Source organism: Geomonas diazotrophica (assembly GCF_019063885.1).
Taxonomy (GTDB): domain Bacteria; phylum Desulfobacterota; class Desulfuromonadia; order Geobacterales; family Geobacteraceae; genus Geomonas; species Geomonas diazotrophica.
The window spans coordinates 1885009-1903766 of record NZ_CP077684.1 but is presented as its reverse complement, the minus strand read 5'-3'; the positions used below and the strand labels follow the sequence as shown (position 1 = coordinate 1903766).

At 62.8% G+C, this 18758-nt stretch carries 16 protein-coding genes and 1 other RNA gene; 9 read left to right on the top strand and 8 right to left on the bottom strand.

Going from position 1 to position 18758, the window contains the following annotated elements; translation table 11 throughout:
• Nucleotides 1–7: 7 nt before the first annotated feature.
• The 4 genes from modC to KP003_RS08285 form a co-directional block, all read right to left on the bottom strand.
• Nucleotides 8–1066, bottom strand: a complete 1059-nt coding sequence (modC, locus tag KP003_RS08300) for a molybdenum ABC transporter ATP-binding protein (RefSeq protein WP_216791519.1) — start codon at nucleotides 1064–1066, stop codon at nucleotides 8–10.
• Nucleotides 1066–1749: a molybdate ABC transporter permease subunit gene (gene modB, locus KP003_RS08295; RefSeq protein ID WP_216791517.1), complete on the bottom strand. Its 684-nt coding sequence runs from the start codon at nucleotides 1747–1749 to the stop codon at nucleotides 1066–1068. The genes modC and modB overlap by 1 nt, the downstream gene beginning before the upstream one ends.
• 233 nt (nucleotides 1750–1982) lie before the next feature.
• Entirely contained in the window at nucleotides 1983–3632 is a 1650-nt protein-coding gene (locus tag KP003_RS08290; RefSeq protein WP_236026780.1) for a methyl-accepting chemotaxis protein, read from the bottom strand.
• Nucleotides 3633–3791: 159 nt separating this feature from the next.
• A complete protein-coding gene (locus tag KP003_RS08285) occupies nucleotides 3792–4571 on the bottom strand; it encodes a tyrosine-protein phosphatase (protein ID WP_216791515.1) in 780 nt (259 codons plus the stop codon).
• Between the two features lie 152 nt (nucleotides 4572–4723).
• Between KP003_RS08285 and KP003_RS08280 the strand changes: the two genes are divergently transcribed.
• From KP003_RS08280 to ssrS, 5 genes are all read left to right on the top strand, one after another.
• Nucleotides 4724–5686 (top strand): 4Fe-4S dicluster domain-containing protein, encoded by a 963-nt coding sequence (locus KP003_RS08280; RefSeq protein ID WP_217300587.1) that lies wholly within the window; start codon nucleotides 4724–4726, stop codon nucleotides 5684–5686.
• Nucleotides 5683–6534, top strand: coding sequence for an FAD/NAD(P)-binding protein (locus KP003_RS08275; RefSeq protein WP_216497940.1), 852 nt, complete (start codon nucleotides 5683–5685; stop codon nucleotides 6532–6534). Before KP003_RS08280 ends, KP003_RS08275 begins: the two co-directional genes overlap by 4 nt.
• Nucleotides 6535–6539: 5 nt before the next feature.
• Nucleotides 6540–7289, top strand: coding sequence for an NADH-quinone oxidoreductase subunit B family protein (locus KP003_RS08270; RefSeq protein ID WP_239027662.1), 750 nt, complete (start codon nucleotides 6540–6542; stop codon nucleotides 7287–7289).
• The gene (locus KP003_RS08265) at nucleotides 7273–8544 is read left to right on the top strand and encodes a Ni/Fe hydrogenase subunit alpha (RefSeq protein WP_216791511.1); all 1272 of its coding nucleotides are present in this window, start codon (nucleotides 7273–7275) and stop codon (nucleotides 8542–8544) included. The genes KP003_RS08270 and KP003_RS08265 overlap by 17 nt, the downstream gene beginning before the upstream one ends.
• 330 nt (nucleotides 8545–8874) lie before the next feature.
• Nucleotides 8875–9062: non-coding RNA, 6S RNA (gene ssrS / locus KP003_RS21685), on the top strand.
• Between the two features lie 710 nt (nucleotides 9063–9772).
• Here the strand turns inward: ssrS and KP003_RS08260 are convergent.
• Nucleotides 9773–10615, bottom strand: a complete 843-nt coding sequence (locus KP003_RS08260; RefSeq protein WP_216791509.1) for an NAD-dependent epimerase/dehydratase family protein — start codon at nucleotides 10613–10615, stop codon at nucleotides 9773–9775.
• Nucleotides 10616–10785: 170 nt separating this feature from the next.
• On the opposite strand from KP003_RS08260, the gene KP003_RS08255 reads away from it, so the two are divergent.
• From KP003_RS08255 to KP003_RS08240, 4 genes are all read left to right on the top strand, one after another.
• Nucleotides 10786–11352, top strand: a complete 567-nt coding sequence (locus KP003_RS08255; protein WP_216497944.1) for a tetratricopeptide repeat protein — start codon at nucleotides 10786–10788, stop codon at nucleotides 11350–11352.
• An 11-nt stretch (nucleotides 11353–11363) separates the two neighbouring features.
• Nucleotides 11364–12794, top strand: a complete 1431-nt coding sequence (locus KP003_RS08250; protein WP_216497945.1) for a nicotinate phosphoribosyltransferase — start codon at nucleotides 11364–11366, stop codon at nucleotides 12792–12794.
• A gap of 48 nt (nucleotides 12795–12842) precedes the next feature.
• The gene (locus tag KP003_RS08245) at nucleotides 12843–13475 is read left to right on the top strand and encodes a nicotinamidase (RefSeq protein WP_216791505.1); all 633 of its coding nucleotides are present in this window, start codon (nucleotides 12843–12845) and stop codon (nucleotides 13473–13475) included.
• A 149-nt stretch (nucleotides 13476–13624) separates the two neighbouring features.
• Nucleotides 13625–14692, top strand: a complete 1068-nt coding sequence (locus KP003_RS08240; protein ID WP_216791503.1) for a 3-deoxy-7-phosphoheptulonate synthase — start codon at nucleotides 13625–13627, stop codon at nucleotides 14690–14692.
• 222 nt (nucleotides 14693–14914) lie between these two features.
• On the opposite strand, the gene serA is transcribed toward KP003_RS08240, so the two are convergent.
• From serA to KP003_RS08225, 3 genes are all read right to left on the bottom strand, one after another.
• Nucleotides 14915–16513, bottom strand: a complete 1599-nt coding sequence (serA, locus tag KP003_RS08235) for a phosphoglycerate dehydrogenase (RefSeq protein WP_216497948.1) — start codon at nucleotides 16511–16513, stop codon at nucleotides 14915–14917.
• Nucleotides 16514–16595: 82 nt separating this feature from the next.
• Nucleotides 16596–17216, bottom strand: a complete 621-nt coding sequence (locus KP003_RS08230; RefSeq protein ID WP_216497949.1) for a phosphoribosylanthranilate isomerase — start codon at nucleotides 17214–17216, stop codon at nucleotides 16596–16598.
• A gap of 153 nt (nucleotides 17217–17369) precedes the next feature.
• Nucleotides 17370–18725, bottom strand: a complete 1356-nt coding sequence (locus tag KP003_RS08225) for a TrpB-like pyridoxal phosphate-dependent enzyme (RefSeq protein ID WP_216497950.1) — start codon at nucleotides 18723–18725, stop codon at nucleotides 17370–17372.
• Nucleotides 18726–18758 lie beyond the last annotated feature (33 nt).

Here is an 18758-nt window from a genome sequence, read left to right as displayed (position 1 = left end):
CCGCCGCTCAGCCCAAGCGGCGGAAGGACGAGGCCTTGATCACGGCGTAGACCTCGTTTCGCGCCTGGATGGCCAGATCGTCTGCCGCCTGCACCACCACCTCCGCGATCAGCGTTTCGTGCCCGCAGCGCAATTCCACACCCACCTTGTTACCCGAGGGGAAGGTATCCATGACGGTGCACTTCAGGAGGTTGCGGGCACTGACCGCCTCCGGATGCCTGGTGAACAGGATGATGTCCCTCGACGAGAGCTCGAACACCGCCATCGGCTCGTCGTCCCCCGCCGAAACGAAGAGTTCCTCCATCCCCCACCGGTACACGTACAGCCCACCCATCTTGCGCAGTTTCTCCACCTGCAACAGGTTGATGTAGCCCACCTGGCTCTGCCCCATCCGGTCCCGGGCCAATTGTTCGGGCGTGGTCTGTCCGAGCACCCTCCCCCCAGCCATGGCGAGCACTTGATCGGTGAGAAGCCGAATCTCGAGCAGAGAATGAGAAATGAAAAGATAGGGGATCCGGAACCTTTCGCTGGCGCGTTTCAAGTAGTGGATGACCTGCAGCTTGAGACCGTCGTCAAGCGCGGACAAGGACTCGTCCATGAGGAGCAGGCGCGGGTTGGCAAGGATGGCCCGCCCCAGCGCGACCCTCTGCTTCTCCCCTCCCGAAAGCCGGTTCACCCCACGGTCGAGCAGGCCGTCCAACTTGAGGACCGAAACAAGCGCCTTCACGTCGATCTGCCGGTGCCGGACCGGGCAGCGCCGGTAACCGTAGAGGAGGTTCGACTCCACGCTGAGATGCGGGAACAGGCAGCTGTCCTGGAACACGATGGACACCCTGCGCTGCTGCGGAGGGAGGTCGATGCCGCGCTCGCTGCTGAAGAGGTATTCTCCGTCGAGCACGATCTCACCCTCGTCAGGCTCGATAAGTCCTGCGATCAGGCTGACCAGGGTCGACTTGCCGCTTCCCGAGACGCCGAACACGCCAACCTGCTCCCCGGCCACGGTAAAGTCGGTCTTCAGATCGAAGGCACCGGCGAAACTCTTGGAAACCTCCACGCGCAGTTCCATCATTGCCTCCTGGCCAGTTTCCTGGTGAGGCTCTCGTGAACCAGGAGCACCAGTACCGAAATGGAGATGGCGACGCCGCAAAGGACCAGCGCGGCCTCCTCGCCACCCGGCGACCCCGCATAATCGTAGATGGCCAGAGGGATGGTCCGGGTGACGCCGGGGATGTTCCCGGCGACGATGATGGTCGCCCCGAACTCGCCCATGCTGCGTGCGAACATCAGCGACGAGCCGGCAACGATGCCGGTGCGGGACAGCGGAAGGATCACGGTCACCAGCGAGTCCAGGGATCCGGCCCCGAGCGTGCGCGAGGCCTGGATCAGGCGACCGTCGATGGACTCCATGGCAAGGCGGATGGAGCGCACCAGCAGGGGAAAACCGACCAAGGCGGAAGCGAGCACGGCCGCCTTCCAGGTGAAAATCAGGCGCATCCCCAGCGGCTCCAAGAGGGGAGCGAGCCAACCGTTTTTCCCAAGGGCGACCAGGAGCAGGTACCCCATGACCACGGGGGGCAAGGTGAGCGGGAGGTTGACCATGACCTCGAGGAGCACCTTGGCCCTGAACTTGAAAAAGGTCATCAGGTAGGCGTAGAGAAAGCCGAAGGGGAGGCTGACCAGCGTTGCGGCGAACGCGACCTTGATGGAGAGGACTATGGCATCGATATCGGGACTGCTCAGGGCGGGCATGGGGTCACCTCTCTGTGATGCCCTCCCGTAGCAGGTTCCATTCCAGATACGGTAAACGCCGCAAGTCGCACAACCACGGCGCTTCCGATCTGAGCCGCGGCACGGAGACAGCAGAGGTGCGGGATGAAAATGCTGAAATTTAGGGCACACAGGCCGCGCCGCAGGCAGGGCAATAAAAAAGGGCGGCCCTCGCAACGGCCGCCCTCCCCTTTTCCTGCCTGTAGATGTCCAGGCTAGCCGGCCACCTTGAACTGATCCATGATCCGCTCCAGGTCCTTCACGCAGACGGTGAGCTGTGAAGCCTGCTCGGCGCAGTGGTGCGAACCTTCGGCGGTGCTTTGCACAAGGTCCGTGATCTGCCTGATGTTGCCGCTGATCATGCCGGTGGTGGCGGTCTGTTCCTCGGCGGCCTGTGCGATCTGAACGATCTCGCCGGCGACGACGTTCACTTGGTCCAGGATCTCGCGCAGCGCCGTGCTCGACTTGGTCGCCTCGCTGGTGCCGGCTTCCACCTCGTGCACCCCCTCCTCCATGGCGACCACGACCCCTCTGGTTTCCTGCTGGATGGTCTTGATCATGTCGCCGATCTCGCGGGTCGCCTTGGTGGTCCGCTCGGCGAGCGCCCGCACCTCGTCGGCTACAACAGCAAAGCCGCGCCCCTGTTCGCCGGCGCGGGCCGCCTCGATGGCTGCATTCAGCGCCAGGAGGTTAGTCTGGTCAGCGATATCCTCAATGGTACCGATGATCTGGCCTATCTGGTCACTGCGCTGCCCCAACTGCTCCACGGTCCCCGAAAGCCCCTTGACCCGCTCCGCAATCTGCTCCATCACCGTAATCGTGCCGGCGACCACGGCGACACCGGTCTCGGCGATGCTGCTGGTACAACGCGAGTTCTCCGCGGCATGCTGGCAGTTGCGGGATATCTCGTGCGAGGTGGCCGCCATCTCTTCGCTCGCGGTGGCCATAGTGACCGATTCGCCGGCGGCATGCCCGGCGTTACTTGCGATCTGCTCCGATGCAACCGAAAGCTGGTCCGCCGCGCCAACCAGGGTTGCTGAAGTGGCGTGGAGCTGCCGCATAACCTCGCTGAACCTTTCCACCATGGTCTTGAGGCTGATCATCATGCTCCTGACACTGCCGCCCCCCTGGACCGAGACCTCGACCGACAGGTCCCCCGTCGCGATGCGGTCCATTACGGAAGTACAGGCGACGAAGGTGTTGTGGATATTTTTGATGATGAAGGCACTCAAAACGACGCAGCCGAGGATGACGGCGAGGCAGAGCGCCACGAGCAGCATGGTGGAGCGGCTAAGTTCCTCCCCGGTGCTCTTTTCCAGCGCGGCCCCGTTGGCGTTGGTTACGCTGACGAGCTTGTCGATGCTGGCCCGGTGCTGTTCATAGAGTGCCGAGAGGGTCGTTAAGGACTGGTTGGCCTTGGCCTGATCCGCGGCCAGGAGCGCAGGGAAGAACTCGGCCTGGGCAACCTGGTAGAACTGCGCGGCGGGACGGTAGGATGCGCCTACCATCAGCTGTTTTTCCTCCCCGTCTTTGAGCTCCTTGCCCCAATAGGCGTGGCGCTCGTCGTACTCCCCTTTCAGCTTTTTGAACGAATCCTGCAGCGACCTGATCCTGCCCTGATCGGTCTCCCGCGCTGCCTGGAGCACCACCAGGTACGACTCGATGATGTATTCCGGCGGGGGGAGGATATCCGCCACCAGGTCCTTTCCCTGCACGAGCTCGTTGTAGATCGGCCCGTTCACCTTCACCCGGTTGATGATGGAGTACGCGGTAACGGAAACGAAAGCAAGACCTATGACGCAGACAAGGGCGAGGAAAACGATCTGCTGCAGCACGCTGAAACGGGAGATGGAGGATTGCCTCATCGCACACCTCAATAAGGGGGTAATCAATGGTAACCCTACCTGTATCGGCATCGCTGCACACAGCTTTAGCGCTAAGAAGGTGCAGGCGGCATCGTCCGCGGCGATGCTGATTGGGGGAGACTGCTTGGGGAGGAGAGTGGGGAAGCGGGCCGGGGAAGATCAGGCGCCGTTGGCCAGATGGGTGCCGCGCAGCAGGTCGCGGCTCTCTTGTTCGCCCAGCACCGACTCGACCACGGCGTACCCCGCCACCAGCATGTCCCAAAGATGCTCACCGCGATGGGCATCGGTACCAAGGCATGAGTACAAGCCGTGCCGCAGGAACAGCAGGGCGCGTTCGCGCACCTCGTAGCCATAATAGCCGGCAAAGCTCCCGAGGTTCCCCTGGAACCTGCAGCCGAGCCGCTTGAGCGCCACGATTTCCGAATCCCCCATCTGGTGCTCGGGCTCCTTGCCGAACACCAGGGAAAGCGCGACCCGGAACCCGCCTCCCGCTGTTGCCGGGTCAAAGGCGGCGCAGCGCTCCGGGTGTGCTATCAGCGGGGCAAGGCCGTGCCGGGAAAAGGTTTGCACCATGGGGCGCAGCAGCTCGGTGCCTGCATGAAAAGGGACTTCCACGAGCAGGTACCGCGAGGTTCCCGCCCTCAGTGCTCCCGGCAGCATTTCCGGAAGGTACTGGTCAAGGTAGTGTTCGTTGCCGGGTACCAGGTGTAGGGGGATGCCTTCCTCGTCGAGCCGGCGCTGCATGATGTGTACGGCGCGAATGACGCGGGCGGGTTCGTTCTCATAACCGCCACGGATGAGGTGCGGCGTACAATGAACCGTAGCAAAGCCGAAGCTGCAGAGTGTACGCGCCATATCGAGCGACTCTCTCAGGTCAACGGCGCCGTCATCGAGTGCGGGCAGCAGATGGCAGTGATAATCGGTGAAGTCGGAACTCATGAAACATTCTGTAACACCTGTGTGCCGTCAAGTCAAAGCCCCGCAACATTACAATACTCTCACAGACACATCTTCGCTGCTCACTGACCCTACCCCTCGCCTTGCCATCAGCAACGACCCCGGTAGAATTATCACTTGTGCAAGGAGGTACTGTGGAGAAGACCTTCCTGAAAACGTCGCGGCTGAACCAGTTCCTGGAGACCTTGCGCCTCTTCGGCGAGCTGCACGGCCCCACCGTCTCCGAAAGCGGAGTGCACCGCTTCTCGCAGCTGCACGACCCCGCTGAGCTGCAGCTCGACTACCGCCGCACCCAGATCCCCCCCAAGAAATACCTGCTTCCCTTCAGGGAGGAGATCCTCCACTACGCCTCGGGCAGCTACAGTGAGGGGTATGCCGGCGCCGGCGACCTCGTCCTGTTCGGCGTCCACAGCTGCGACCTGGAAGGGATCGCGTACCTGGACCGCGTTTTCCTCGCCGAACCCGTCGACACCGGCTACGCGACGCGCAGGTCCCGCCTGACCCTGATCGGTATCTCCTGCGAACCCGACGATTTCTGCTTTTGCACGGAAGGAATGGAGTCATCCTCCTGCGACCTCTTCCTGGACGCCGTGGCAGACGGTTTCCATCTGAGCAGTCACAGCGCCAGGGGAACGGCACTCCTCACCGCGGCAGAGCAGCTGCTGGAAGAGGGGCCGCCTCCGGTTCCACGCCCTTCGGGGCCCCGTCTCCTGCCGCAGGACCCGCAACTCCGTTTTTCGGAGCACCCGCTCTGGCGGAAGTTCGCCTCCACCTGTGTCTCCTGCGGGGCCTGCTCGGTCTGCTGTCCCACCTGCTACTGCTTCGACGTGCGCGAGTATCCTTCCCTTTCCGGAGGCGGCACGCGGATCAGGGAGTGGGACAACTGCCTGTTCGCCAGCCACGGCGAGGTCGCGGGTGCCAACTTCCGCCCGGACCGTCTGGACCGGCTGCGCTACCGCTTCCTGCACAAGTACTGCGGCTTCACCCCGCTGCAGGGGGTCACCTCCTGCGTCGGCTGCGGGCGCTGCAAGGAGGTCTGCCCGGTGGGCATCGACCTGCGCGAACTGACCGCGCCACCCGAGCGGGAGGAACGATGAAAAAGGCCCAGCACACGCCCCACATCCCCTTCGCCGCGCGCCTGCTCGAGCGCAGGGACCTCTCGGAAGATACCACCCTGTTCCGCATAGCCCCCGAGGAGGGGGCGCTCGCCGAACTCTCCTCCTTCGTTCCCGGGCAGTTCGTGCAGCTATCGGTGCCGGGAGCCGGGGAAATCCCGATCTCGCCGGCGGACCTCCCCGCGCCTGACGGCACCCTGGAACTGTGCGTGCGCCGCGTAGGGCACGTCACGGAACTGCTCCACAAGCAGCAGACCGGGGCCAGGTTGGGGATCCGCGGTCCCTTCGGAAGCGGTTTCCCGCTGCGGGAAATGGCCGGCCGGCCGGTCCTGCTCCTGGCCGGGGGACTGGGGATCGCGCCGCTTCGTTCGCTCCTCATGCACCTTTTACGGCAAAGAAGCAGCTACGGCGAGGTCACCCTCATGTACGGCGCCAAGCAGCCCCGGCTCATGCTGTTCAGGGAGGAGTTGACAGCCCTGGCCGCCACGGGCGGGCTGCGGCTCTACCTGACCGTGGACTTCGCGCCGGAGACCTCGGAGGGCGAATACTCCTGCGCGATCGGCCTGCTGCCGGACCTCCTGAAAGGATTCCGCTTCGATGCCGTCAACACCTATGCCGCGGTCTGCGGTCCCCCTCCCCTGTACCGCTGCCTGGTCACCGACCTCGAGCGCGCGGGCGTTGCGGCCGAGCGCATCCTGCTCAGCCTGGAGCGCAGGATGCGTTGCGGTATTGGACGCTGCTGCCACTGCGCCCTGGGGCAGAAACTTTGTTGCGTGGACGGGCCCGTGTTCCGGGCCAGCGAACTCAAAGGGATACCGGAGGCGTTGTGAGACGAATGAAACTCGCCATAACCGGGCTCACGGCTTGCTCGGGGTGCCAGCTCACCCTGTTGAACTGCGAGGATGAGCTCCCCGAACTGCTGGGGCACTGCGAACTCGTCTACTTCCCCCTCGCGGAAAGCGGCAACGTGCTCGATGTGCAGTTTGACGCCGCCATCGTGGAGGGGGCCGTCTCCACCCCCAAGGATCTGGAGCTTCTGTTCAAGCTCAGAAACGCCAGCACCCACCTGGTCGCCTACGGCACCTGCGCGCTCTTTGGCGGCGTCGCCGCCATGAACAACAGGGTCAGCACGAGACGGGAGCTGCTGCGGTCCGTATTCGGCGCCGGGGAGAAACTGCCGGAGAGCTTCCCGCCCGCTCCACTGGCCAACTTCGTCAGCGTGGACGCGACCGTCACCGGCTGCCCGCCGGAGAAGCAGGAGATCATGGAGCTTGTGGTCGCCCTGGCGGCGGGAACCCTCCCCCCTGCACGGTCCTACCCGGTCTGTACCGAGTGCCGCAGCCACGAAAACCTCTGCCTGCTGCTGGAAAAAAGGGAACTCTGCCTTGGTCCCGTGGTGCAGGGTGGCTGCAACGCTCGCTGCCCGGCCACCGGCATCGTCTGCGAGGGGTGCCGCGGACCGGTGCGCGAGGCCAACGTTGCCCAGGAGCTGGAACTCCTCCTGGAGCGAGGGTTCGGCAGGGACGAGATCGAACGCAGGATGAGCCGTTTCAAACCGGAGTGGGACTATGGGAAGCGTAGTTGAGATAGCGCCTCTGACCAGGCTGGAAGGTCACGGCAGCGTCCGGGTGTACCGGGAGGGACGCCGGGTGGAGCGGGTCGAGCTGCAGTTCATCGATTCGCCTCGCCTCTTCGAGGCGCTTCTTTTGGGGAAGAGCTTTGCCGAGGTGCCGGAAATCATCTGCCGCATCTGCGCGCTCTGTTCCACGGTGCACAAGGTGACCGCGCTCCTCGCGGTGGAGGACGCCTTCGGGGTCGAGGTCTCCGAGGTGACCGCCCTCACGCGGGAGCTCATGCTGCAGGCAGGGATGATCCAGGACCACGCCCTGCACCTGTACTGCCTGGTGCTGCCCGACCTTTTGGGGGTGCGTGGCGTGGCCGAACTGGCCCGGGTGGCTCCGGACCTTTTGAAAACAGGGCTGGCGATCAAGAAGGTTGGCAACCAGATTACGGAAACGGCGGGAGGACGGCTCATCCATCCGGTCAACATCCGGCTCGGGGGGCTAGGGCGCAGTCTGACCCGGAACGAACTGGCGAGGCTTAGGGACGAGCTGCAAAAGGTGCTGCCGGCGGCGCAGGAGGCGCATCGGCTCTTCAACACCCCCTTCCCTTTCCCCGAGCTTCCCACACCGGACTTCCTCGCCCTGCAGCCGGCTGAACACCCGCTGGGGGCGCAGGCTTGCAGCATGGTCGGCCGCGCATCGTTCCCGCTGCGGGATTACCGGCAGCACATAGAGGAAACGGTCCTTGACTACTCCAACGCCAAGCTCTCCAGGGTGCACGGCAAGGAGGCCACCGTGGGCGCCCTGGCCCGGCTCAACCTCCACCCCGACCTGGAAGGGGGCGCCGGCGCGTTGTTCAAATCCCACAAGCAGGAACTGGTGGGGAAGGACATGCGGGGCAACAACCTGGCCCAAGCCATCGAAATGTACCACGCCACCGAGCGGGCGCTGCGCCTGATCGACCGCCTCATCGAACTGGGACCGCGGCAGGAGGAAACGGCCGCGCCTTCACCCCGCGCAGCGACGGGTTGCGCTGCCTGCGAGGCTCCCCGCGGGGTCCTGATCCACAGCTACTCGTTCGACTCGCAAGGGATCTGCACCATGGCCGACGTCATCACCCCCACCGCCCTGAACCAGGGGGCCCTGGCCCGCGACCTGCTGGCTTTGGCCCGCGGCATGGAAGGGGAAGAGACCAACCGTATGACAACGGCGCTGGAGCGGCTCATCCGCTGCTACGATCCCTGCATCTCCTGCTCCGTTCACGTGCTGTCACTCTAGCAGCATCCCACGTGGGTGCTACGCCACAGGACCTGACATTCATCGTGCACCTCACTGCTGCAACGTTCGTTGCTACTTGCGCCTTGCACTCCCATAAAAATCAAGGGCAACTGTCATACCAACAACCGGTGAAAGTGGTCAGACAGGCATTGGTCGAATCTCACTCAAAGAGGCAAACCCGGCGAAATGACAGCCGCTTTACCCGTTAGCAAAACCGACAAAAAGTGCTATTTATCAGCATCTTAGATCAGATGAAATTAATCTCATGTCAGTCTTGACAGTCATAAAGGGATCGCTAAACTTGGGACAAGCTTACGCATGTGAATGCGAGCGGCTCTGGAATACTCGTTGCGCATCCGTTTGGGTCCCTGACTACCTTTATTATCAAGATGTCCCTGGTTTCAGTCGTGGTGAGCAAGCCCTCAACAAGGCAGAGGGAAGCCTGAAGCGTCTCACCGGGGTATGTTGCGACACTGGTCAGTAATCCATGCCCCCCGTAGCGGTATTCCGGAGCGAATTAAAAAATTGGCGTTACTCGGGACAACGCTGAAAGCGACTTATCTCATCCGCCAGGCGGCTGCGCTTGAAAAAGGGAAGCCGACCGGTACGCGCTGCGGGGAGGCACCGACCACGCAGCACCGGCCGTGAAGCTTTACCGACGGATTGGTAGAAAGTGCCCCGATGCAACGCCAATGCAGGGAAAAGGCCCATGGTCAAACATGGGCCTTTTTTAGTGCCAGCCCCCTTGTCCAGGGGATACACGCCCCGTAGAACGGGCATGGGGTTCGAGAACGGATGGGCTTTCATCTAAGTAGCTATATTGTTGGGATAAAAAATGTCACACATCTTCCACAATTGCTGTGGAAAACTCTGTGGGTAACGTGGGGTGGAGCGGAAAAAATCGACGTGACGATCGCTAATGATAGCGTTTTGCCTACTTTTTAAGCAGCGGATTTAAGCGCAGCAAAAAGGGCGCGGCCAACGCCACGCCCTTACCCGCCTTGCATCCCGACCAGGCTCAAGCTCCCCTCGTCCTCCGGGAGAGGGGCGGGGGTGGGGGGCGGAGCCACCAGGGGATCATTCCACGTTCAGTTTCTTGATCCGGTCCGAGGTCGCCTCGGTTTTTTCAGCGCCCGCACCTCCAGGATGCCGTCCTTGAAGCTCGCCCTGGCGGTGACGGTGATGGTCGGCACCGGCAGACGGCAGGTCCTTTGTCAAAGAAGAGCAGCTACCCCTTCAGTCCGGCCTCCAGGTTGGGGTAGAGCAGCGTGACCCCGAGTTCTTTCAGCATCTTGCTGCTGTCGACGATGCGTCCCTCTGAGAAGTATGAGATCATGAGCGGGGTCATTACCTGCCGCGCCTCGGCCAAGGTAACCTGCCTGGGCCTGGGGAGCCCCAGCCTGTCGGCTGCGGCGTTGAAGTACGCCGTCATGGTGCTCGGAGCCCCGTCGCTCACGTTGAAGACCGCCCCGTCCTTACCCCGCTCGAGCGCAGCCAGGCAGATGCGGGATAGGTCGTCGGCGTGGATCCTGTTGCTGGGGAGCGCCTCCTGTTCCCGGAGCACCGGCTGCCCGGTGGTGAGTTGGGTGACCGGCAGGCGGTCGGCCGCGTAGATGGCGGTCACCCTGAGTACGACCACGGCAACTCCGCGCTCGCGCCCCCAGGCCTGCAGAAGACGCTCGGCGTGCAGGCGCCTTTTGCCGCGTGCGGTCTGGGGAACCGGCTCGGTCTCCTCGGTCACCACCTCGCTCCCCCCGCCGTAGACGCCGCTGGTGCTGATGTAGACCACCTTGGCGGGCTCGTCCCCCGCGGCGATGCCGGACAGGAAGTTGTGCATCCTGGTGTCTTCTATGCCGCCTCCCGGCGGCGGTGCGAGGTAGATCACACCCGCGCCACGGGTGGGAAGACCGCGCAAGGTATCAGGCTCGTCCAGGTTTCCCGTTTGGTGCCGTACCCCGGACAGCGGGGCTTCACCCCTGTTGAAGGTGCAGACGTCCATCCCCCGCGCGAGTGCCAGTGCGGCCACCCGACGGCCGACGGCACCGCAGCCTACGATCAGTAATGGTTCCATGTAGAGCCCCCTTTGGCACGTGATTCTCCTGCAGCAGCCGCTGCAGCCCTCCCTTTCTACCAGAAACCCCGCCGCGGTGTCAGCAAAAAACCCGCCCCCCTGCCCGGTCCGGCTACCGTTTTGTAAATATGTTTTAATATGCTATGGTTTTGCTTTCTCGGAGAAACGGCATGAAATACCGCGCGGTCACCTGCATAGCACTGCTGCTGTTCACCGGACTGGCCACCGGGGCGCTGATGCCCACGCCGCCGACGATCCAGATAGAACAGGAGGAGTACTTGGAAGCTGACGACTGGTTCCAGGCCGGCGTCGAGCTGAACAGCGAGGGGAACTACCGCGAGGCAACCGAGGCCTTCAGCAGGAGCGTCGCCCTCGCCCCGAGCAACGCTCTGGCCTGGCTCAACCTTGGAACGACCCAGGCCTTGAGCGGCGACTACACCCGCGGTATCGACTCCCTCAAGAAATCGGTACAGCTGGATCCTTCATTGGCTCTTGCCTATTCCAACCTCGGCGAGGTCTGTTTCAGGGCGGACCGATACGATGAAGCCGTCGAAGCCTATACCATCTTACTGAAGCTGTGGCCGGGCAATGCCAATGCACTGTACAAGCTCGGACTGTCACATCTGCTGCTCGACGAAACGGAGAAGGCACAGGGAGACTACCTTTCTTTGAAAATAGTGGACCCGGAACTGGCAGAAAAACTGCGTCATGCGATAATTCAGGGTGCCGGCAATTGAGGGAGGGCACCATGCGTTATTCGCCTTTGCTTACCGATCTCTACGAACTCACCATGCTGGCGGGATACCTGGACCAGGGCATGCACGAGCGTCCCGCCGCCTTCGACCTCTTCTTTCGCCACAACCCGTTCCATGGCGGTTACGCGGTGTTCGCCGGGCTCGACACCGCCTTGTCCTACCTCGAAGAACTCTCGTTCAATGACGAAGAGCTCGGCTACCTGGAGAGTCTCAATATCTTCAAACCCGCCTTTCTCTCCTATCTCTCGAATTTCAGCTTCAGGGGAAGCATCACGGCGCCCCCCGAGGGAACGGTGGTCTTCGGAAGGGAGCCGCTCCTCACCGTCGAGGGAGGGCTCGCCGAGGCGCAGTTCGTTGAGACGGCACTTTTGAACATCATCAACTTCCAGACCCTGGCCGCCACCAAGGCGGCCCGCATCAAGCTCGCCGCCGGCGACGCCACCGTGCTCGAATTCGGGCTGCGTCGGGCCCAGGGGCCGGACGGCGGGCTGTCCGGTGCCAGGGCCGCCTACATCGGCGGGGTGCGCTCCACCAGCAACGTGCTTGCCGGCATGCGCTACGGCATCCCCGTGCGCGGCACCCATGCCCACAGCTGGATCATGGCATTCCCGGACGAGCTCAGCGCGTTCCGCTGCTACGCCAAGGAATTCCCGGACAGCTGCATCCTCCTGATCGACACCTACGACACCTTGAAATGCGGACTCCCCAACGCGCTCATCGTGGCCCGCGAACTGAAGGAGCAGGGCCACGACCTGGTCGGCGTGCGCATCGACTCGGGCGATCTCGCCTACCTCTCCCGCCAGGTGCGCGCAGCCTTCGACGAGGCCGGCTTCACCAAGGTGAAAATCGTCGCATCAAACGAGCTGGACGAAAACGTGATCGACTCGATGCGCCGGGAGGGGAGCAGGATCGACATCTACGGAGTCGGCACCCGCCTGGCCACCTGCGCCGGCGAGGGAGGAGGCGCCCTGGGGGGGGTCTACAAGCTGGTGCTCATGGACGGGGAACCGAAGCTCAAACTGACCAGCGACCTGGCCAAGGCGACGCTGCCCGGCCGCAAGAAGGTGCTGCGCGCGGTGGCACCGGACGGTTCCTTCATCCTGGACCTGATCGCGCTGCAGGACGAGGAGATCCTCCCTGGAACAGTGGTCTTCGACCCGGCCAATCCGGTGCAGCACGTCCGGATTCCGGAAAAAGCGCGCCTGGTCGACCTGCGGCGCAAGGTGATGGAAAAGGGCAAAAGGTGCGTCCCGACGCCGGACCTCGAGAGCTGCGCCGACCTGGCCGCGGAACAGCTGAAACTGCTGCCCGAAGGTAGCCTCCGCCTGGTCAACCCGCACACCTACAAGGTTTCCATCAGTTCCGGCGTCAACACGCTGCGTCTGAAGCTGATGAACCGGATCCAGAACAAATACCGCAGCTAACGCCGGGGGGGCACGAGAGCGGCCCGTCACCGGCAAAGGAGGCTCGCGATGCTACGCAGAGGCGCCCTTCTCGTGGTTGATGTACAGCTCGACTTCTGCCCTGGGGGCGCACTCGCGGTCCCGGAGGGGGACCAGGTGGTGCCGCCGCTCAACCGTTATCTCGAACTCTTCAAACAGAGTAGCGCGCCGGTCTTCGCTTCCCGGGACTGGCACCCGGCGCAGAGCAAGCACTTCAAGGAACAGGGGGGGATCTGGCCGCCCCACTGCGTCCAGGGGTCGGCCGGCGCGGAGTTCCATCCCGGGTTGCTGCTCCCGGAGGGGACCATCGTCATCTCCAAGGGGATGTCCAGCTGGGACAACGGCTATTCCGCGCTCCAGGGGGTCACCGAAAACGGGACCCCGTTCGCGATGCTGCTGCGGCGCATGGAAATGGACCGGCTCTACGTCGGGGGGCTGGCTACCGATTACTGCGTGAAGGAGTCCGTACTGGAGGCGCTCAAGGAGGGTTTCGCGGTGACGGTGCTTACTGACGCCATACGCGGGGTCGAGGTGGAGCCCGGGGATTCGGAGCGCGCGCTGCAAGAGATGTGGGGAGCGGGAGCCGAGCAGGCCACCTTCGCGTCGGTCCGCGGCGACCTGCAGGCAAAAGTCGCCTCCCGCCCCCCTGCCAGAACCGACTGAACAGGCATTTCGCCCTACCTTTTTATACCTGCGCCATACAAAAATATGCTCCCGGCAAAATTCCATAACGAGGGGGCATTTTTTTTTGACAGCGGGTTGGAAACGCGCTAGATTACGGCACATTAAAAACTGCTAGCGCGGAGCCTACGATGATTAAGACCAACAATCTCAAGGTAAAAAGCATCACCCCGATAATTGCACCGACCGATCTGAGGCAGGTCTTTCCGATCTCGGAGCAGTCCAGTGCCTGCGTGAGCGAAAGCCGCGCGGCGATCTCCAATATACTGAGGGGCGCGGACAAGCGGCTCATGGTGGTGGTCGGCCCCTGCTCCATCCACGACCCCAAGGGCGCCCTGGAGTATGCCGAGAAGCTGGCCGCCCTCTCCAAGGAAGTTTCCGAGGAACTCCTCTTGATCATGCGCGTCTATTTCGAGAAACCGCGCACCACCGTCGGCTGGAAGGGGCTCATCAACGACCCCGGCATGGACGGGACCCACCTCATCTCCAAGGGGCTCGGCATTGCCCGCGGACTTTTGTGCAAGGTGACCGAGATGGGGCTCCCCGTCGCGACCGAGATGCTCGATCCCATCACCCCCGAATACCTGGCCGATCTCCTCTCCTGGGGTGCCATCGGCGCGAGGACCACGGAGTCCCAGACCCACCGCGAGATGGCCAGCGGCCTCTCCTTCCCCATCGGGTTCAAAAACGGCACCGACGGCAACCTGCAGATCGCCATCGACGCCATGAAGGCCGCGCTGCATTCGCACAGCTTCCTGGGCATCAACCGTGACGGCCTCACCTCCATCATCCAGACCACCGGCAACCCGGACGTGCACATGGTGCTGCGTGGCGGCAACAAAAAGCCGAACTACTCGCCGGAGGACATCGCCAAGTCCGAGGAGATGCTCGCCAAGGCCGGGCTGAACCCGACCCTGATGGTTGATTGCAGCCACGGCAACTCGGAGAAGAAATACGAGCGCCAGCCCGAGGTGCTGAATAGCGTCGTCGACCAGATCGTGGCCGGCAACCGCTCCATCTCCGGCGTCATGATCGAGAGCTACCTGAAGGAGGGGAACCAGCCGATGCCGAAGAACCTCGCCGAGCTCACCTACGGCGTCTCCATCACCGACAGCTGCATCAGTTGGGAGACCACGGAAAAGGCGCTGCGCGAAGCGCACCGGAGGCTGAAGGCCTGCGGCGGGAGGAAGCTCGCTTAACCGGAACACGGAGGACACCGAGGTAACGACACCTGTAGGGGCGAATAATTATTCGCCCGGCACCGGTGCCCCCAGGATGCCTTCCCAGCTATCAACTGCCGTGGTGGCACGAATACGGGGCGAACGATTACTCGCCCCTACAGAATTTGCGGTATCAAACAATGAAAAAGGCCCCCGAGCTTGCGCCGAGGGCCTTTTCTTTTCCTGCTCTTCTATCCTGCCTTACTTCGCGGTGATCAGGTAGAGCGGCTTCACGAAGGTCGCCTCGGTGGCTTTCCTTACCTCTTCCACGACGTCCGCGGGGACGGCGGAGTCGAGCGACAGGATGACCATCGCCTCCCCCTTCTTCTCACGACGCCCCAGGTTCATGGCGGCGATGTTGATCTCGTGCTTGCCGAGAATGGTGCCGATCTTGCCGATGATGCCCGGACGGTCACCGTACGCCATGAGCAGCATGTGCTCCTCCGGACGGAAGTCCATCTGGTAGTCGCGCAGCTTGACGATGCGGGGAACCCCCTCGAACACGGTGCCGGAGATCAGGCGCTTCTCGCCCGGCCCCTCGATGGTTATCGTGATCAGGTTGGAGAAGTCCTCGGAGTTCTTGGTCTTCACCTCTTCGACCACGGTGCCCATGCTGTCGGCCACGAGCTGCGCGTTCACCATGTTCACTTCCTGCTCCACCCTGCGGTTCAACAGGGAAGCGAGGCCGCAGACGGTGATCGGGGTGCAGTCGTACTGCGCCAGGCCGCCGGTGTAGGTGAAGGTGATTTTGTTCAGGTTGGTGTCGACCAGCTGGATGATGAAGTCCGCCAGCACGTTCACCAGGTTCAGGTAGGGACGCATCTGCCCCATGAGGGAGGCGTCGAACTTGGGGATGTTGATGGCGTTCTCGATGGGCTGCTCGTCCATGTAGCGCAGGATTTCCTTGGCCACGTCGACGGCGACGTTTACCTGCGCCTCGAAGGTGTTGGCACCCAGGTGCGGGGTGACCACCATCTTCTCGTGGCCGATCAGTTTCTTCAAGGTCTCGGAGTCGGGCGGCTCCTGGCTCCAGACGTCGAAGGCGGCGCCGGCGACGCGACCGGAGTCGAGGGCTTCCAGCATCGCCTCTTCGTTGATGATGCCGCCGCGCGCTGCGTTGATGATGATGACCCCGTCCTTCATGGCGGCCAGTTCCTTCTTGCCGATCATGTTGTGGGTCTCGCTGGTGAGCGGGGTGTGGACGGTGATGATGTCGCAGTTCTTGATGATCTCGTCGAGGGTGACCAGTTTGACGCCAAGGTCATGAGCGCGTTTCTCGGCGATGTACGGGTCGCAGGCGAGCACTTCACATTCGAAGGCCTTGAGGCGGGTGGCGACGCGGCCGCCGACCTTGCCCAGGCCGATGACGCCGGCTGTCCTTCCCTTCAGCTCGTAGCCGGTGAAAGGAGCGCGTTTCCAGGCGCCCCCCTTGAGGGAGCCATTGGCCTTGGTGACGTTGCGGCAGAAAGAAAGCAAAAGCGCCATGGCGTGTTCGGCCGCGCTGTTGGTGTTGCCGAAGGGTGCGTTCACAACGATGACACCCTTGGCGGAGGCGTAGTCGACATCGACGTTGTCGACTCCTACGCCGGCGCGGGCGACGAGCTTCAGGTTGGTCGCATGGTCGAGCAGGGGCTTGTCCACGGTGGTGCCGCTTCTGGTGATGATAACGTCGTAATCACCAATGATCGAGTAAAGCTCCTCCTTCTTAAGTCCCAGCTTGATGTCCATCTGCACGCGCGGGTCGCGCTGCAAAATCGCCAGTCCTTCGTGAGCCACCTCATCGGTTACGATAATCTTCATTGCCACTCCTTTGTTTGGGTTAGAAACAAGTTCTAAGTTCTACGTGCTACGTGCTACGTCTGCGTTCGAGTTTCCTGCTGCTTCAGATCGGGTGTGGATGCTTGGCCAACTGGATGAAACGGCGCACCTTGTCCGGATCCTTCTTGCCGGGAGACGCTTCGACCCCGCTGGAGACGTCCACCCCGTAGGGCCGAACCCGCCTCACCGCCTCGGCAACGTTCTCGGGGGTGAGCCCTCCGGCCAGCACGATGCGGCCATGCTCCTTTGCGGCGATGGCGCAGTCCCAGTCGAAGACCTCGCCGGTACCGCCGTAGGCGTTGGGCGAATAGGCGTCGAGCAGGTAGGCGGCAACCCGGTACTCGGAAAGAGGGGTCAGGCTCTCGGGCCCGCGCACGCGGAACGCCTTCATCACCCTGCGCTTTATCAATCGGCAGTATTCCGGGCTTTCCTCGCCGTGCAACTGTACGATGTCCAGGCCGCAGCAATCGGCGGTGCTGTTGACCACGTCGAGATCCGCGTTGACGAAAAGGCCGACCACCTGGACGAAAGGAGGAAGCTTGGCGATGATCTTCTGCGCGGCCTCCGCTCCGATGAAGCGGGGAGACTTGTCGAAGAAGACGAAACCCAGGGCGTCAGCCCCGGCATCGACGGCCATCAGAGCATCGTCCTCCGATGTTATGCCACAAATCTTGACCTTTGTCATGCGCGTATACCCTTAAAATTACTCAACTTCCACAGTCAAGACCGCAGGCCGCGGAGAAAATCAGAGGAGGTCCGGAAAATCAGAAACCCCTGTCGGGTGGGAACCCGCCGGGCGCCCCTCTTTCAGCGCTCAGGTTGCTACCGAGGCGCTTCCCTACAGAGACACCTTGGGGAGCCTCTCCAGGGACTGGCGGATCAGCTCCGCGGGGTACTCGAAGTCCTCCAGCTGACCGGAGAGATAGGCGTCGTAGGCGCCCATGTCGAGCTGGCCGTGACCGGAGAGCCCGAAAAGGATGGTCTTCTCCTTCCCCTCTTCCTTGGCAAACACCGCCTCGTCAATGGCGGCACGCAACGCGTGGGAAGATTCCGGTGCGGGGACGATCCCTTCGGTCCTGGCGAAGAGGAGCGCCCCCTCGAAGCAGGCGTTCTGCTTGTAGGCCTTGGCCTCGATCTCGCCTGCGTGGTAGAGCTGCGAGATGAGCGCCGACTCGCCGTGGTAGCGCAGGCCGCCGGCATGGATCCCCGGCGGCATGAAGTCGTGCCCCAGGGTGTACATCTTGGTGATGGGAGCTAGCTTCGCGGTGTCGCCGTAATCGAAGGCGTAGACCCCCTTGGTGAGTGTCGGGCAGGAGGCAGGCTCCACGGCCAGGCAGCGCACCTTCTTTCCATTGGCGCGATCCATGAGGAACGGGAAGGTGAGCCCGGCGAAGTTGGAACCGCCGCCGCAGCAGGCGATGACCACATCCGGGTAATCCTGGGCCAGCGCCATCTGCTCCTTCGCCTCAAGGCCGATCACGGTCTGGTGCAGGCAGACGTGGTTCAGGACGCTCCCCAGCGCGTAGTTGGTGTCATCGTGGGTGGCGGCATCCTCGACCGCCTCGGAGATGGCGATGCCAAGGCTCCCCAGGTTGTCCGGGTCGTGGGCCAGGATGCTGCGCCCGGCGTTGGTTAACTCGGAGGGGGACGGGATCACCGTGGCGCCCCAAAGCTGCATCATGCTCTTGCGGTAGGGCTTTTGCGTGCAGGAGACCTTCACCATGTAGATGGTGCATTCCAGGCCGAACATGGAGCAGGCCAGGGCGAGCGAGCTCCCCCACTGGCCGGCGCCGGTCTCGGTGGCCAGCCTGCGGATGCCGGCCTGCTTGTTGTACCAGGCCTGCGGGATGGCGCTGTTGGGCTTGTGGGAGCCGGCCGGCGAAACGCCCTCGTACTTGTAGTAGATCTTGGCCGGCGTCTGCAGCGCCTGCTCGAGCCGGTGCGCCCTGAACAGCGGCGACGGACGCCAGATACGGTACTTCTCGCGGACCTCGTCGGGGATGTCGATCCAGCGCTGGTTGGACATCTCCTGCTCGATGAGGGCCATCGGGAAAATCGGGGTCATGTCCTCCGGTGTCACCGGCTTCAGGGTGACCGGGTTGATCACCGGCTGCAGCGGACCCGGCATGTCGGGGATTATGTTGTACCACTGTTTCGGGATGCGGGACTCGTCAAGCAAGAACTTGGTATTCATAGCCACTCCTTTGTCAGATGGAACATGAAATCA

What these genes read in the sequence shown, in the direction of transcription:
- modC (WP_216791519.1), bottom strand. Translation starts at nt 1,066, where the DNA reads ATGGAACTGCGCGTGGAGGTTTCCAAGAGTTTCGCCGGTGCCTTCGAT.
- modB (WP_216791517.1), bottom strand. Translation starts at nt 1,749, where the DNA reads ATGCCCGCCCTGAGCAGTCCCGATATCGATGCCATAGTCCTCTCCATC.
- KP003_RS08290 (WP_236026780.1), bottom strand. Translation starts at nt 3,632, where the DNA reads ATGAGGCAATCCTCCATCTCCCGTTTCAGCGTGCTGCAGCAGATCGTT.
- KP003_RS08285 (WP_216791515.1), bottom strand. Translation starts at nt 4,571, where the DNA reads ATGAGTTCCGACTTCACCGATTATCACTGCCATCTGCTGCCCGCACTC.
- KP003_RS08275 (WP_216497940.1), top strand. Translation starts at nt 5,683, where the DNA reads ATGAAAAAGGCCCAGCACACGCCCCACATCCCCTTCGCCGCGCGCCTG.
- KP003_RS08270 (WP_239027662.1), top strand. Translation starts at nt 6,540, where the DNA reads ATGAAACTCGCCATAACCGGGCTCACGGCTTGCTCGGGGTGCCAGCTC.
- KP003_RS08265 (WP_216791511.1), top strand. Translation starts at nt 7,273, where the DNA reads ATGGGAAGCGTAGTTGAGATAGCGCCTCTGACCAGGCTGGAAGGTCAC.
- KP003_RS08260 (WP_216791509.1), bottom strand. Translation starts at nt 10,615, where the DNA reads ATGGAACCATTACTGATCGTAGGCTGCGGTGCCGTCGGCCGTCGGGTG.
- KP003_RS08255 (WP_216497944.1), top strand. Translation starts at nt 10,786, where the DNA reads ATGAAATACCGCGCGGTCACCTGCATAGCACTGCTGCTGTTCACCGGA.
- KP003_RS08250 (WP_216497945.1), top strand. Translation starts at nt 11,364, where the DNA reads ATGCGTTATTCGCCTTTGCTTACCGATCTCTACGAACTCACCATGCTG.
- KP003_RS08245 (WP_216791505.1), top strand. Translation starts at nt 12,843, where the DNA reads ATGCTACGCAGAGGCGCCCTTCTCGTGGTTGATGTACAGCTCGACTTC.
- KP003_RS08240 (WP_216791503.1), top strand. Translation starts at nt 13,625, where the DNA reads ATGATTAAGACCAACAATCTCAAGGTAAAAAGCATCACCCCGATAATT.
- serA (WP_216497948.1), bottom strand. Translation starts at nt 16,513, where the DNA reads ATGAAGATTATCGTAACCGATGAGGTGGCTCACGAAGGACTGGCGATT.
- KP003_RS08230 (WP_216497949.1), bottom strand. Translation starts at nt 17,216, where the DNA reads ATGACAAAGGTCAAGATTTGTGGCATAACATCGGAGGACGATGCTCTG.
- KP003_RS08225 (WP_216497950.1), bottom strand. Translation starts at nt 18,725, where the DNA reads ATGAATACCAAGTTCTTGCTTGACGAGTCCCGCATCCCGAAACAGTGG.